Origin of the sequence: Paenibacillus sp. FSL H8-0315 (assembly GCF_038005365.1) — a bacterium.
Taxonomy (GTDB): Bacteria; Bacillota; Bacilli; order Paenibacillales; family Paenibacillaceae; genus Paenibacillus_AQ; species Paenibacillus_AQ odorifer.
Genome location: NZ_JBBOTA010000001.1, coordinates 592,173 through 606,277, shown reverse-complemented (window position 1 = coordinate 606,277; position 14,105 = coordinate 592,173). Strand labels below are relative to the sequence as shown.

Annotated in this window: 14 protein-coding genes; 4 read left to right on the top strand and 10 right to left on the bottom strand. The window is 43.1% G+C overall.

From position 1 onward, the window contains the following. Nucleotides 1–22: 22 nt before the first annotated feature. The 5 genes from MHB56_RS02470 to MHB56_RS02450 all read right to left on the bottom strand — a co-directional run bounded on the left by MHB56_RS02470 (nt 23) and on the right by MHB56_RS02450 (nt 4,514). Nucleotides 23–739: a glycosyltransferase family 2 protein gene (locus tag MHB56_RS02470; RefSeq protein ID WP_076190933.1), complete on the bottom strand. Its 717-nt coding sequence runs from the start codon at nt 737–739 to the stop codon at nt 23–25. Beyond that, nucleotides 736–1,473, bottom strand: a complete 738-nt coding sequence (locus MHB56_RS02465) for a glycosyltransferase (protein ID WP_341143229.1) — start codon at nt 1,471–1,473, stop codon at nt 736–738. The genes MHB56_RS02470 and MHB56_RS02465 overlap by 4 nt, the downstream gene beginning before the upstream one ends. Before the next feature lie 187 nt (nt 1,474–1,660). Continuing rightward, entirely contained in the window at nt 1,661–2,647 is a 987-nt protein-coding gene (locus MHB56_RS02460; RefSeq protein WP_341143228.1) for a phosphotransferase enzyme family protein, read from the bottom strand. A 20-nt stretch (nt 2,648–2,667) separates the two neighbouring features. Continuing rightward, nucleotides 2,668–3,540: a glycoside hydrolase family 43 protein gene (locus MHB56_RS02455; protein ID WP_339187520.1), complete on the bottom strand. Its 873-nt coding sequence runs from the start codon at nt 3,538–3,540 to the stop codon at nt 2,668–2,670. A gap of 68 nt (nt 3,541–3,608) precedes the next feature. After that, complete coding sequence (locus MHB56_RS02450) at nt 3,609–4,514, bottom strand: helix-turn-helix transcriptional regulator (protein WP_254847677.1); 906 nt, start codon at nt 4,512–4,514, stop codon at nt 3,609–3,611. A 155-nt stretch (nt 4,515–4,669) separates the two neighbouring features. Here MHB56_RS02450 and MHB56_RS02445 point away from each other — a divergent pair, with 155 nt between their 5' ends. After that, complete coding sequence (locus MHB56_RS02445; RefSeq protein WP_339187517.1) at nt 4,670–6,745, top strand: beta-galactosidase; 2,076 nt, start codon at nt 4,670–4,672, stop codon at nt 6,743–6,745. A gap of 49 nt (nt 6,746–6,794) precedes the next feature. On the opposite strand, the gene MHB56_RS02440 is transcribed toward MHB56_RS02445, so the two are convergent. Next, a complete protein-coding gene (locus tag MHB56_RS02440) occupies nt 6,795–7,340 on the bottom strand; it encodes a GNAT family N-acetyltransferase (protein WP_076129818.1) in 546 nt (181 codons plus the stop codon). Then, the gene (locus MHB56_RS02435) at nt 7,337–7,987 is read right to left on the bottom strand and encodes an NUDIX hydrolase (protein ID WP_076190947.1); all 651 of its coding nucleotides are present in this window, start codon (nt 7,985–7,987) and stop codon (nt 7,337–7,339) included. Before MHB56_RS02435 ends, MHB56_RS02440 begins: the two co-directional genes overlap by 4 nt. A 142-nt stretch (nt 7,988–8,129) precedes the next feature. Between MHB56_RS02435 and MHB56_RS02430 the strand changes: the two genes are divergently transcribed. Beyond that, the gene (locus MHB56_RS02430) at nt 8,130–8,654 is read left to right on the top strand and encodes a hypothetical protein (RefSeq protein WP_076307738.1); all 525 of its coding nucleotides are present in this window, start codon (nt 8,130–8,132) and stop codon (nt 8,652–8,654) included. Nucleotides 8,655–8,656: 2 nt separating this feature from the next. Next, nucleotides 8,657–9,097, top strand: coding sequence for a hypothetical protein (locus tag MHB56_RS02425; protein ID WP_076307739.1), 441 nt, complete (start codon nt 8,657–8,659; stop codon nt 9,095–9,097). 311 nt (nt 9,098–9,408) lie between these two features. Here the strand turns inward: MHB56_RS02425 and kduD are convergent, their stop codons facing one another. The 3 genes from kduD to kduI are packed head-to-tail and all read right to left on the bottom strand — an operon-like array spanning nt 9,409 to nt 11,831. After that, complete coding sequence (kduD, locus tag MHB56_RS02420; RefSeq protein ID WP_036688326.1) at nt 9,409–10,164, bottom strand: 2-dehydro-3-deoxy-D-gluconate 5-dehydrogenase KduD; 756 nt, start codon at nt 10,162–10,164, stop codon at nt 9,409–9,411. Nucleotides 10,165–10,207: 43 nt separating this feature from the next. Beyond that, nucleotides 10,208–10,963 (bottom strand): DeoR/GlpR family DNA-binding transcription regulator, encoded by a 756-nt coding sequence (locus tag MHB56_RS02415; RefSeq protein WP_076129821.1) that lies wholly within the window; start codon nt 10,961–10,963, stop codon nt 10,208–10,210. Nucleotides 10,964–10,997: 34 nt separating this feature from the next. Then, complete coding sequence (gene kduI / locus MHB56_RS02410; RefSeq protein WP_036688322.1) at nt 10,998–11,831, bottom strand: 5-dehydro-4-deoxy-D-glucuronate isomerase; 834 nt, start codon at nt 11,829–11,831, stop codon at nt 10,998–11,000. Nucleotides 11,832–12,060: 229 nt separating this feature from the next. On the opposite strand from kduI, the gene MHB56_RS02405 reads away from it, so the two are divergent. Next, on the top strand, nt 12,061–13,737 hold the full coding sequence (locus MHB56_RS02405; protein WP_341143227.1) for a hypothetical protein: 1,677 nt from the start codon (nt 12,061–12,063) through the stop codon (nt 13,735–13,737). Nucleotides 13,738–14,105: the final 368 nt, after the last annotated feature.

Here is a 14,105-nt window from a genome sequence, read left to right as displayed (position 1 = left end):
TGGTAGGATTAGATTGATTAAATCAGCCTCGCGTTACGTATTTTTTGAAGTTTTTCACGTTTAGAACTTTAACATTTTGAGCTAGAAGTTTCTTGTCGCTAACGACCCAAGTGTGATCTTTGGAGTTTTTTCTACGAATCGCAGCGAAGTTATACTTATTTCCTGCATAGATCTTAAAGCCCTGTGCAGCACAATCAGCACAAAACTTAACGCATTCACCTTTATTCCAATCTGGAAAGGAAATCTGCTGGAAGACATTTCGTTTTACGAGTAGGGTCGCACCCTGAACATTGGTTACCTGTTTATTTTCCATATGAAGATAACGAAGCAAAAGTAGCTTCTTATCAGTTAAATACATATAGTGAGCTCGTTTTCCAACGATATCAGCTTTAGTTTTATGGAGGATGTTCATACTATCCGTTAAATAGTTGGCAGAGTAATAATCGTCGTCATCAAATTTAGCGATACAACTATAATTCGCTAAGTGCACACCAAAATTCAGACAAAACCCCAGTGAACGATATTCTGGTAGTTTATAGATCCGTACATTTTTATGTTTTTTTGCAGCATGTATATAGTCTTCTATTTTCAAGCTATCATTATTAATGATCACGATAAGCTCTTTAGACTTGAAATTCTGTCGTTGATAGTTATCAAATATTGTTTTAATACAATCCATTCGTTTTGTACAAGTTAGAATAGACACAGCAGATGAAGTAGATTCAGCAGTTAATTTCATAACGAAATCTTTGGACGGCGTCCAACAAAATTCCTGTAGTTTTTAATATTCCGGATGATTTTATGGTTAGCTATTAGTGTACTATCACTGATGATCCATGTATGTTTTGAAGAGTTTTTTCTACGTATGGCAACGAAGTTATTTTTACTTGCAGAATAAACCTTATAACCTTTCTTTTTGCTTCTGCTGCAAAAGAGATCATCCTCACCTACGTTTTTATTAGGAAATTTCACATGATCGAATACTTTTCGTTTGAAGACGAGCGTAGCGCCAGGGAGATGGGTAACCATTCGGTGTTCATCATTTGCGAAACGAAGAATCAAAGTCTTTGAACCTAGTAAATACATATAGTGAGCCCGTTTTCCAAGGATATCAGCTTTAGTTCTTTTTAAGGTCAGAATACTTTCCGTCAAATAATGAGGGGCATAATAATCGTCGTCATCAAATTTGGCAATGGTATGATATTTGCATTTTGTTACGGCATAGTTTAAGCATGAACCGAGAGATTGCTGTTCAGGTTTACGATATATCTTAATATTTTTGTATTTTTTAGCTAAGGTTTGGTAGGGGGATAGTGGAATTTTATTATTATTGATAATAATGATAAGTTCTTTATTTGCATATCTTTGTCTGCTGAAATTTTGGAGCAGGTTGTTTAAATAATTATGGCGATTGGTACAGGTAATAATGGAAACACCTTGTTGCTTCGCTTTGTTGTGAGGTACAGCACTCATTTAACCAACCCCTCATATGCATTTTTGGGAAAAGTCTCATAATACGATATGTCCAAGTTAGGATAGAGTAACGGCATATCAACCTCTTACAAGCAAAAATGGACTTGTTTAAAGAACACAAAACCCACAGTGATAGCTGTGGGTTTTGTAAGAGAGACAATTCATATGAAACGCTTTGGATGTTTGTTCAGAAATAAGATTCAATGATGGATACGCTATTCTCGATTCTCGCCTTACTCTGCGTTAAATAATCTTTGGTCCAATCATCTAGGTTAGACATATCAAAACTCCGGTACATCCCTGTATAAACAATAATCTCTCTTAATCGAAGAAAAAGAGGAATTAGCTTCAGCTCATTTTCTGAAATCCTGTTCTCTTTAACGTAGCCTTTTAGAAAATGCTCCATAAAACGCTGACATTGAAGCTGCCTGTCCTCCATGCTATCATCCCCGTAAACGTAGACTAGATAATACAGTTGAATGGCGATATCTTCTACAAACCAGCTGTACTGAGCTTCATCAAAATCAAACAAGGTCAGCTTGCCATTGTCGACCAAAAAGTTGCCTACATTGATATCCCCATGGATGAGACCATAGGTATTTATATCAGCGTCGAGATGCTTTAGCTGATCCATAAGCGCCTTACAGCTTTCCAAAACGCCACTTTGGGATGGAGGAATAAACCTGGTTACATTCTGCAGGTAGTAGTTCTGATGCCACGCATGTCTTTTGGACTGTGGTTTATAAGATTTTGCTAATCTGTGCATTTGTCCAGTGATCATGCCACACTGCTCATAGAGGTCTAGATCCTTCAGGCAGTCTGGGTAACCTATTCGTTTCCCTTGTGCTTTTTCAAAGGAAGATACCATAAAGCATGAATCACCAATCTCTATTTGCTCAACTAGATTACCCAGAAGAGAACCTACGGGTCTTGATACGGAAACGCCATGATCAGCCAGGTATAGAATCCATTCAAGTTCAGCCGTTAACAATTCCATACTGCGCAGCGAGCTATGAGTAAATCTTAGAATATATTGATGATTGCTAAGTTGATATTCATAAACAAAATTTTGAAATCCGCCAATGAAGCTTAGCTCATCTATGGGGATACCGTATTTCGTGCAGGCAGCACTTACAATCTGGTCATTAAATAAAGACTTAATCTTTTGTTCCAAGGGTTCTACTCCGTTCTACATTACAATGATTTTATCGAAATCGTTCTGGAGCTTTCCTGGACCTCAATAAGCAGCGGCCGTTCTTGTGGGTTGAGATTTGGGGCATGAATGGCCAGCATAAGTCTGCCCGTCAAATCACGAAACAACATTCCATGTCCGCCATCTTTGGCATAAAGAGGCTCAGGATCATGTTGCCAAGGTCCACTAATGTCACCGCTGACGGATCGGGCTAAACCCATGGCATAACCACTAGCTCCACTGCTAGACCACAACATAAGCAGCTCACCACTGCTAGTCTGATGCATAAAAGGACCGTCAGTTACGTATTGCCCTTCTTTGCCACCTACCGTCCAAGGAGCTTGTGAAGCCTGGAAAAGCAGCATAGATTCGCCAATAGTAGCACTTAAATCCTCCTTCAGCCGAACGGCATACATTTCTCCATCCGTCACTTCAATCCATTCACGGCAAAAGATCATCCAAGGTTTGTCTTCTTTATCTACATATAACGTTCCGTCAAGGCACTCCCAAGAAGCAGGGGTAATCGGATGATTGCTGATAGGGAGATAAGGACCCTCAGGTGTTTCCGCGCTTAATATTTGTGTCCCCCGTGGAACGCCATGTCTTTTAAAAGAAGCGAACATATAATATTTTCCGTTGTAGCGATGAACCTCTGGTGCCCAGAAATGATGATCAGCCCAAAAATCAGGATCTGGACGAAAGGCAGCAATGGGTCCGGACCATTCCTGAAGATCTGAGCTGATATATACATCGAAGCCGTGAGGTGCGCCACTCCAAGCTGTTAAGCCATCTGTGCCAAATAAATAGTATTGACCAAGTTCAGGAACAGATAGGATATAGGGATCTCTAAAGTTAATATCAGATAATGTTTTCATTAAGGTGCCCCCAATTTACAAGCTATCATTTGCTTAATTTCACAATATCTTCTTTAGGCTTGGAAGCGTTACTTCATTTGCTCGTCTTGTAGCAAACGTATTTTCATTACTCCGGGTGTACAGCCGTAGTTTTTTCGGAAGACACGTATAAAATAATTAGTCTCCATGCCCAGCTGAAGCGCAATATCTTGAACGGGGATCTCCACATCCTCCGTCATTAATTGCAGCGCCCGCTCCAGCCGCAGATTCTGCAAATACTTATGCGGAGTGACCCCATATTCCTGCACAAATAAACGCTGGAAATGCTGCACAGAGTACCCGACTGCTGCTGCAAGATTGGAGATCAGAAGCGGTTCTGTGTAATGTTCGTTGATCAGCCCGACGGCTGTAGTTAGGGCTTCATTTCGGACCGACTCGAAGGCTAGACGATTACCGGAGACTTCTGAACTCTTGGCAGGGCGCAGCATCAAGAGCAGTCTATAGAGTGTGATAGACAACTCTTGCATCCACATCTCGTCCTGCCGATTGGGGGCAGGAGAATTCACCGTATGCCAGATTTGGCCGATTTCTTCCCAGCATTGTTCAAAACGATCCGTTCGATAAGGAACAGAAGGGAGCAGTTCAAGCGCTTCCAGCAATCCATGAGCTTGACTGCCTTGAAAGCCGATAAAGCCAACATGCCACGGTTCATGAGAGGTAGGATAATATTCATGACCACGATCGGGCGGGAAGGCAAAAGCCATCCCCGGTTCCAGTATGATTTCTGTGCCACTTTCCAGATCACGAAATAACCCGGTTCCGGTCCGGATTAAAAAGATTTGATACACAGGAAATCCTGCTGGGCGCACATGATGGAATTGGATATGGCGACCTACAGAGTAGGGGGATAGGGGCAACGTTCCAGAGTCGCGCGGTAATTCAATCAGAGAAAAAGGTAGCAGGTTTATCACCTCATCTTCATTTTGTGCTATCACTTCGAGACTATATTCCTACTGATTGAAATGAATTTTCTTATATTATAAATAGTATAAATGATGATTCCTGAATAAGATAGCTTACGCTTCTAGCCTATCATCAGAGAATAGTCCCATTCTATAAATGGGCAGAATTGAGAGGATGATCGTACACAATGAATAAAAAACATTCCCCGATAAGCAGAAAAGCTGGTGTCATGCTGCACGGTGCTGATTATAATCCTGAACAATGGCTGAAATATCCGGAAGTATTGCGTGAGGATATCCGATTAATGAAGCTGGCGGGCTGCAATGTCATGTCCGTAGGCATTTTTTCGTGGGTATCTCTTGAACCTGAAGAGGGTGTGTTCACTTTCGAATGGTTGGATGGTGTACTTGATTCTTTTGCAGAGAATGGGATTTACGCTATCTTGGCAACGCCAAGTGGTGCCCGCCCAGCATGGATGTCGCAAAAATATCCAGAAGTCTTAAGAGTGGAGCGTAACCGTGTTCACAATTTGCATGGCTTCCGTCATAACCATTGCTTTACCTCACCAGTGTACCGGGAGAAAACTGCAATTCTGAATGCAAAGCTAGCGGAACGGTACAGCCAGCATCCAGCCATTATCGGTTGGCATATTTCGAATGAGTTCGGTGGGGAGTGTCACTGCGAGCTCTGCCAGGATGCTTTTAGAGAATGGTTGAAGGTGAAATATAATAACAGTTTGGATGAGGTGAATCATGCTTGGTGGGCTACTTTTTGGAGCCATACCTACACTTCATGGTCACAGATTGAATCCCCAGCTCCACATGGTGAGACACAAGTACACGGCTTGAATCTTGACTGGCGGCGTTTTGTTAGTGAACGGACAATTGATTTCTGCCAGCACGAGATCAATACGGTTCGTCCTTACAATCCAGAGCTGCCTATCACGACGAATATGCATATGATCGATGGCATTGATTACCGCGAGCTGGCCAAAATCCTGGATGTGGTCTCATGGGACGCTTATCCAGACTGGCATTATACCGAAGACGGTGACGATACTAGATTGGCAGCATGGACGGCGATGCACTACGACTTAATGCGCTCTTTTAAAAAGAAACCGTTCCTGCTGATGGAAAGCACGCCATCCCTTACGAACTGGCAATCGGTCAGTAAGCTGAAACGTCCCGGAATGCACAAGCTGTCTTCCTTGCAAGCGGTAGCGCATGGTTCGGATTCTGTGCAGTATTTTCAATGGCGCAAAAGCCGCGGATCAAGTGAGAAGTTCCACGGCGCAGTTGTAGACCACAGTGGCCACTCCGAGACTCGAGTATTCCAAGATGTAGCGGAAGTAGGAAAGACGCTGGCGGGAATGACGGAAGTAGTGGGTACGTCCACTCCGGCGCAGACGGCGATTATTTTCGATTGGGACAACCGCTGGGCGATAAAGGATGCGCAAGGCATCCGTAATTCCGGATTACGTTATGAGGAGACGGTGCTACAGCATTATCGTGCACTTTGGGAGCTGGGCATTCCAGTTGATATTATAGGCTCTGGAGATGATCTGTCTGCTTACAAGCTGGTTGTTGCCCCTATGTTATACCTGATTAGTGAAGAGAATGGAAAGCGCATTGAGAAATATGTGGAGCAAGGCGGCACATTCCTCGCAACCTATTGGTCAGGAGTAGTTAACGAAACGGATTTATGTCATCTGGGAGGATTCCCTGGTCCACTGCGCAGAACACTGGGGATTTGGGCAGAGGAGACAGAAGGGCTGCACAGCCGTGATCTGAACGGGTTAGTGATGGAGGCCGGTAATAAACTTAAGCTAAGCGGTGACTACGATGCGCATGAGATAGCCGAGCTGATTCATTTGGAAGGTGCAGAGGCTTTGGGGCATTATCGCAACGATTTCTATGCGGGCCGTCCAGCGCTTACAGTCAATCGTTTTGGTGAAGGAAATGCGTACCATCTTGCTACCCGTGTGAAAGACACTTCGTTCTATGTTGAGCTATACGCAGCGATCACATCTAAGGCAGGAATTACCCGTGCGATGGATAGTGAGCTTCCAGCAGGTGTGACTGCACAACTTCGCACAGATGGCGAAAGTGATTATGTTTTTGTGCAAAATTTCAGCGGCAGTCCGCAAACGGTAGAGCTGGATGGAGCGGAATACACAGACTTGGAAACAGGTCTTTCAGCTCCGGCCCTATTGAATCTAGCGGTGAATGGACTTGCGATGTTGAAGCGTAAAGCATTAGTATAATAAAAAGGCAGGACCTGAGTTTCAGGTTCTGCCTTTTTTTTGAATAGAATCAGTTCTTAACTCTTCCCATCATAATGGTGTTATACAATTTGCCGTCCGATAGAAGTTTATCTTTCTTTAAAATCCCTTCAATTTCAAAGCCAAGCTTTTGATATAGCTTAATAGCGTTGGTGTTCGTTTCCAGCACATTTAGGGTGATCTTTTGAATACCATTAGTGTCAGCCCAGGCAATCGATTCGGCGAGAAGATTTTTTCCAATACCATATCCCCAATAATCCTGCAGCACACATACTCCAAATTCTACTTTATGAGCAAATCTTTTTAAGGGATAACCTTCGCATCTGGAGAACGCAACGATTTGATTATCAACTACTGCGACTAGAAAAAGGTTATTATTTTTCTCAGAATCGGCTTGAATAAGCTGTTCAAACCCTTTTTCGTCAATAAAGGCTTCGCCTGGTTCCCGATCTAAATTCTCGGTTTCTCCATCGATCCGCACCCTTAATTCAGATAACACTTTAGCATCATGAGAGGCCGCAGATCTAATGCTGTATTGGATTCCATTCACTGTAAATGTTTGAGGATTAATGATCATATGTCCTCCGTGACGATGGGTGATGTTAGAATTATTGCTTCGATGCCCTCAATGATCCGAGTGAAATAGGCTGCTTCATGAGGCACAAAATGAGTCCGATCCACACTTTGTTGAATGTTGATTTTTTGTCCGTTTGAATCCACTTTGAAACCATTGATTTGTAGACTATGTATTTCTCCTTGCCAAAAGCTTCGGAAGTCGGCAAACTTTGTGATAACTATTCCTGCGACCTCTTCTTCTTGCAGCTTAAAATCGTCCAGAGGATAAGGATTGTTATAAACAAAAACATGCGCTCGTTCTTTATCGATAAGATTTTCTTTGATCATACTGTAAGGAATCGTACCTAAGGGAATCAGTTCATCAAAAGCTAGCTCCAAACCGAGTTCTTCTTGAACCTCGCGAATCCCGTCCTCTACCGTTTCGTGTGTCAGCAAATGTCCAGCGGCCGTGATGTCCAGCAATCCTGCATAATCTTGTTTCTGCTCACTACGAAGCTGTAAATAAATATAGGGGATTTCTTGGGTTTTGCTTATAAACCAGCAGTGGAAGGTCTCGTGCCAATGTCCTAACCGATGTACTTCTGCCCGTGGAGCTGTACCGATTCGGTGACCCGCTTCATCAAATATAGTAAGTATCTCATTATGCATAGAAAAGCTCCTTTGTGAAAATATCTACTGCTTAAAGCCTATCATAAAAACGATCGAATTGCTTAATGTCCCCAAGTGATTTTTATTGACATCGTTAAGAAATATATGTATATTTTTGGATGTTAATCAAAGGAGGAGTTAAATGAATTTATTAGCCATGAAGCGGGAAGACTTGGACACTTTAAGTGATGAAAGGTTAGGATGGGCCTGTATGGAGCCTACCTTTCAGCTGATTCGCGGAAAATCGCCATCGACCAAATCAGAAGTGATCTCGAAGCTCACAGAGGGGCAACAAGCCTTATGCATGTTCAGAGTGCTATATGGTCACAGCTGTAATTCCGAAGGGGAATATTATGCTTGGATTTCCTACATGCAAGACCTGCCAGGGTATTGGACAGGGGTGATAGGAGGCATACGATTTTTTGACGATTCACCCATGATTCTTTTGCTTCAGGAAACAAAGACATTTCTCGAGGAAAGAAATCATCGACTGGGTAAAGAGTGGGCGGATGCGGCCATCACGGATTTGGATCGAGACCCTCAGCTGTTAGAAGTAATTAGTGAGTTATTCGAACGATATAAGAACCTGACACCAAATACGCATAGAATTATCGGCGAATATATTCGCACTCATCCAGAGGAGTTTGTAGAAATAGGGTGTTCATAATTATGAATATCAAGAAACGTTATGTATTTCTCGTACTTATTTTTTTATTAATCGAAATCCCTGTAATCATTAATCTCTACCATAGTTATAATTCATTTGAGAATTTAGTGTTGGATCAAATCGATGAAACTGAAATCACCTCAATCGAGATTGAGAAATCTTTAGTGGATGAAAAGGTAGTGATTGAAGATCCGAAGGAAATTGAAAAGATCATTTATGCTTTTTCAGATGTAAAATTGAGAAGAAGTAGTGCTTTGGACAAATCTACGGAGACCTACTGGATAAGTATTATTGTAAATAACAGCTTGAGGTTTGGCATGAATCTTACGGATACTAACTTCCTGTATGTGACAGATCTTGATAAGAAGGACAAATACAGTTCGGGAAACTTTAGAATGACTAGTGATTTTGATGTGAATTCCATTGCAAGCTTATTTAAATGATGCACAACGATCCACAACCACTGATACTGAGATTTTCGGACCCAGATGCCCCTATTTGCGAATTTATCGCCTTTTGAGCAGGTTTTCGGACTCCAACGACGCTATTGCTCATGAAAGAGCTTATAATTGGTGTTTTTTGCGCCAATAGCGGCTATGAGGTCCGATAGCTATCCAAATAGCGGATAAAACGGTGTATAAGGTCAGCTGAGTCCTTTAGCTGCTGCGTGTGCAGATTGTTCAGTTGAGTCTGATAGTGCTTCATATCCACACAAAAAATGGGTGCCCCTATGGGACACCCATTTTTGTATGGATTATCTAGCCATCCATCCGCCATCCACATTAAGAACGTGACCGTTCAAGTAGTCAGATGCTGCGGAAGCCAAGAATACAGCAGGGCCTTTAACGTCATCAGGCGTTCCCCAACGTGCTGCAGGGATACGGTCTAAGATAGAGTCCGAACGACTTTGGTCGGCACGGATTGGTGCGGTATTTTCAGTAGCCATATAGCCTGGTGCAATTGCATTGATGTTCAAACCGGAGCCTGCCCATTCATTGGCAAAAGCTTTAGTAAGACCCGCAACCCCGTGTTTACTCGCAGTGTAACCAGGGACATTGATTCCGCCTTGATAGGAGAGCATGGAGGCGATGTTAATGATTTTGCCGGATCCTCTTTCCAGGAAGTGGCGGCCTGCGATTTGCGACAGAAGGAAAACTGTGTTCAGGTTCAAATTGATGACATCAAACCAGTCTTTTTCACTATGATCTTTTGCCGGTGCACGGCGGATCATTCCTGCGCAGTTTACGAGAATGTCAACATGTCCGGTCAGCTCTAGCGCTTGGTCAAAAGTGCTTTGCAGCTTGCTGTGATCACTTAAGTCAGATTCGATACTAACTGCTTTTACTCCAAAAGCTTTTGCTGCATTTACGGTTTCTTCACTCGAATTAAGGGAGACAGATGCAACGTCTGCACCGGCTTCTGCAAATGCAAGCGCGATTCCTTGTCCAAGACCTTGAGCTGCGCCTGTTACAATAGCTGTTTTACCTGCCAAGCTGAATAATGATGACATATAAATTACGCCCCTTTATTGTAAATGGATTGTTATTCCGGGTTTACCCGCATTCAATGGTAACGCCTGCACTGCGGAACTGATCTGCCGTTTCGGGGGAGAGCCCTTTGTCCGTCAGAATCACGTCAACTTCTTGTAGGGAAGCAAAGGTACGCAGTGCAGTATGGCCGAATTTATGATGATCTACAACCGCGAATACCTTACGGGCTGTAGATACAAGGGCTTGCTTGAACTCAATTAAATCTCCGGTATAAATGGAGAGCCCATGCTCTATATGAATAGCAGTCGATGAAAGGAATGCTTTTTGAATATTAAGCTTTTGTACATAGGAGACGGCTTCAGGACCAGCCAACATATTACGGACACGATAACCACCGGGAACGACCAGACGGATGTTATCTTTGGGAACCAGTTCGCTGATGATGTATACATCATTGGTGACTACCGTTAGTGGCATATTGTCCAAACGCCGAGCAATTTCAAGCGTAGTGCTACCGCCATCAAGAGCGATAATATCGTCCGGTTCAATATGAGCAAGCGCACGCAAGGCAATCTCCGTCTTCTCGTCAGAGTATTTATCCAGCGGATCCTTGGAGGGCAAAATACCAAACTGGTCGCTTTGTGCCAACACAGCTCCGCCATGTACACGTACGATCAGCCCTTGTTCCTCCAGCCTGCTTAAATCCTCGCGTATTGTTTTTCCAGTAACCTGAAGCTTATCGCTCAGTTCATTCACCGTTACATCTTTTTGGTTCAGCATAACTTCCATAATCATCTCGTGTCGTCGTATCGGGTTCATCCGCCTGCCTCATCTTTCCGTAGTTGATTTATCTCTATTGTAATTCTTTCATGGATACGGGGTCCATATCATCATATCTTTTATTATCGCCAGCCATACTCCAGATAAAAGTATAGTTATGAGTGCCGACACCACTGTGGATGGACCAGCTTGGAGAAATAACGGCTTGTTCGTTATGCATTACGATATGGCGGGTTTCGTCAGGTTCTCCCATCAGGTGGAACACAACGGAATCGTCCGGAAGATCAAAATAGAAATAGGCTTCCATCCGGCGTGGATGGGTATGTGCTGGCATGGTGTTCCACATGCTGCCTGGTTTCAGTTGGGTCATACCCATAACCAGTTGGGCACTTTGCACACCATTTGTGTGAATGAAGCGGTGGATTGTCCGCTCGTTAGAGTTCTCCAGACCACCCATCGCACCGGATTCAGAATCGGCCAGTGTGGTTTTGGTAGTAGGGTAGGACTGATGGGCAGGAGCAGAATTCAAATAGAATTTAGCAGGCTTGGAAGCGTCTGCACTTTTGAAGACTACATCTTTAGAACCTTGACCTACATAAAGACATTCTTTGAAATCCACTTCATATTCTGTGCCATCTACAACCACGGAGCCTTTACCACCGACATTGATGATGCCCAGTTCTCGGCGTTCCAAGAAATAAGTAACCCCAAGTTCTTTAAGGTCAGTAGTTAGCGCAACCTCTTCTTTTACAGGATTAGCTCCACCAACGATCATACGATCTTCATGGGTTAGGACAAGCTTTAGCTCATCAGGAGCAAAAATAACGGGAATGTGGAATTCCTTACGGAGGCGCTCAGTGTCAAATTGTTTTACTTCATTAGGATGGGATGCGAAACGTCTTTCCATTGAATGTTCAATCTCCTTTGTGTACATATTATCGTTCGTATAGGTACACTTTAGTCCATTTATGTTCATTTTACAAGTACTAATCTTTTTTATTTCGTTTATTTATGTTTATTTATTGGTTTTTCCAATTGCAAAATGAACGAAAAGTGTGCACAATAGAGCTATTATGCTCGATTTTCATGAATGACGGAAGATGATATAAAACTGAAATGATGGAGGTTGAAAAGTAATGCCGGGGTTGAAAAATATCCAGAGTACTTATAAGGAACGTCAGCAAGAAATTATTTTTAATATAGCACTGGAAGCAGAGCAACGCCCTTTATTGGAAAGTGGACTCTGGTTCCATGATGATGTGCGAAATAACTTTTATTATGCTTCGTATCTTTTTGCAGTGGCTGTTGATGATTCTTTTGAGCTGCCTTTTGATCGTGAGCAAGCGAAACAGAAAGCACAGGATGTACTGCTGGAGATTTTAATGCTTCAGAACCGGCAGCCCGGCACAGAGTTATACGGTCATTGGCCGCTCGGTTTGAATCCGGTTCCGCGAGATGCGTCACCGCATGAGTTACCAGTGGAGCTTATGGGCAGCCTGCTGGCGTATTTTTGCAAAAGATACGGAGGAGCATTAAATGCTCAACTTCGCATAGTTCTGAATACAGCGTTTGGACATATTTATCGCAGTGATTTCTACCGTAAGCCGGTGGTTACTTTTGGGCATCATGAAGCTAAATATACAGCTGCTAAGCTGATTTTTGGCACCCTGTTTGCGGATGAAATATTGCTTGAGGATGGCCGGCAGAGTCTGAAGGATACGCTGACTTATATTCGTACTAAAGGGATGCCGGAATACGGCAGTCTTCCGTGGTTTTGGCATTGGGTACAGGCATTCACCTGCGCGTTGGAACTTGTCCTGCCTGAGGATACGGAGCTTACTACAAGCCTTAAAGAAATGCTTGACCATCTATGGAATGTACGAGCTGAATTCTATCTGCGTGGTGCTTGGGTTGGTGCGCATTCTAGAGGCTGGCCGCATGATGTTCCCGGCGATGCTAATGTACTTCATGATTATGTTCAGTTTGGAGACTTCCAGCTGCCTGAGAGGATGCCGCGCACTGAGTATGCCGGTTTATTATTCTATCAAGTATCCGATGAAATATTAGCCGCAGCCATGAATCGCCAGACACCAGTGGAAGTAGGGAAGATTACTCAGAAGGTTGTCCCAACGGATCCACAGCCGCAGCCTTTGCTTCATTCCTATGCTTATATTACAGAGGAGTTTGCAGCAGGCGGGATGTGGGAGCGGGTTGAGGAATTCGATAATGAGCAGCTTCGCTGGGCTTTTTCGTTACCTGTGAGTGGAGAGGGAAGCGCAAATCAGCTGTATTTCTTCCACCCGGGACAAGGCTACAATGAGGGAGATCCCCGCCATCAAAGCCGTTATATGGAGGTTCTCTATCACAAGAATGTCATCATTTCTTTATTCCCAATCCCCCAGGGTGAGAAGAATACGATCATAGGTGTACTTCCCCAAGGGGAATGGAAACAAGAGCCGTATACATTGTACGGGCAAGTTGGTGAGACGTATTTTGTTATTTATTTATCTCACCCTTATCAGCTGCAGGAACGGTCCAGATTCATAGAGGTATCCGTCGCAGGGATGCCGGGCGGTGTGATCGTTGAAGCATTGGGCATTAAGAAAGCTGCCGAATGTGGTATTATTGGTTTAGAGGCTTTTGCCGCAGCTATGGCTCATAAAGAAAGGAATTTCGAAGTGGGAGAGGTATTAGCAGCGAATTATACCAACATGGATGGTGAAAGCTTAGTTTTGAGTATTAGTAGGGAGTTAGAATTACCGCAAGCTCAGCTTAATGGAATTCAGATCTCATTAGATCATTATTCAGTATAAAAAAACACAATTACTGTGATAAATAGTAATCCGAGTCGGCCTTTTTGGCCGGCTTCTTTAATAAGGAGCTACATGAAAGGATGTGATGCCCCATTGCACAGCCCGCAATAGATACCTAAGTATCTGTAAACGTGATTTTGTCCAAAATACTTATAATTGGGGTGAGCGACGATTTATCTGGATAAACTAGACCTAACGATTTGGTAATTCAATCCTCCCTAAGCACATTTCCCTTTAGAATAGCGGTGTTAGGTTACTAAATAGTAATTAATTACATTAAACCCTATTTTTCTGAGAGACATTTGTCACAATAAAGGTTAATATCTAAGTGAGATAGAAATGATTGCGCTTACTTATTTTCTAATAAA

Bases quoted from the DNA above. Each gene is read 5' to 3' on its own strand.
- kduD (WP_036688326.1), bottom strand. From the start codon at position 10,164: ATGTCATCATTATTCAGCTTGGCAGGTAAAACAGCTATTGTAACAGGC.
- MHB56_RS02440 (WP_076129818.1), bottom strand. From the start codon at position 7,340: ATGATCATTAATCCTCAAACATTTACAGTGAATGGAATCCAATACAGC.
- kduI (WP_036688322.1), bottom strand. From the start codon at position 11,831: ATGGAAAGACGTTTCGCATCCCATCCTAATGAAGTAAAACAATTTGAC.
- MHB56_RS02465 (WP_341143229.1), bottom strand. From the start codon at position 1,473: ATGAGTGCTGTACCTCACAACAAAGCGAAGCAACAAGGTGTTTCCATT.
- MHB56_RS02430 (WP_076307738.1), top strand. From the start codon at position 8,130: ATGAATTTATTAGCCATGAAGCGGGAAGACTTGGACACTTTAAGTGAT.
- MHB56_RS02425 (WP_076307739.1), top strand. From the start codon at position 8,657: ATGAATATCAAGAAACGTTATGTATTTCTCGTACTTATTTTTTTATTA.
- MHB56_RS02445 (WP_339187517.1), top strand. From the start codon at position 4,670: ATGAATAAAAAACATTCCCCGATAAGCAGAAAAGCTGGTGTCATGCTG.
- MHB56_RS02455 (WP_339187520.1), bottom strand. From the start codon at position 3,540: ATGAAAACATTATCTGATATTAACTTTAGAGATCCCTATATCCTATCT.
- MHB56_RS02470 (WP_076190933.1), bottom strand. From the start codon at position 739: ATGAAATTAACTGCTGAATCTACTTCATCTGCTGTGTCTATTCTAACT.
- MHB56_RS02405 (WP_341143227.1), top strand. From the start codon at position 12,061: ATGCCGGGGTTGAAAAATATCCAGAGTACTTATAAGGAACGTCAGCAA.
- MHB56_RS02415 (WP_076129821.1), bottom strand. From the start codon at position 10,963: ATGAACCCGATACGACGACACGAGATGATTATGGAAGTTATGCTGAAC.
- MHB56_RS02435 (WP_076190947.1), bottom strand. From the start codon at position 7,987: ATGCATAATGAGATACTTACTATATTTGATGAAGCGGGTCACCGAATC.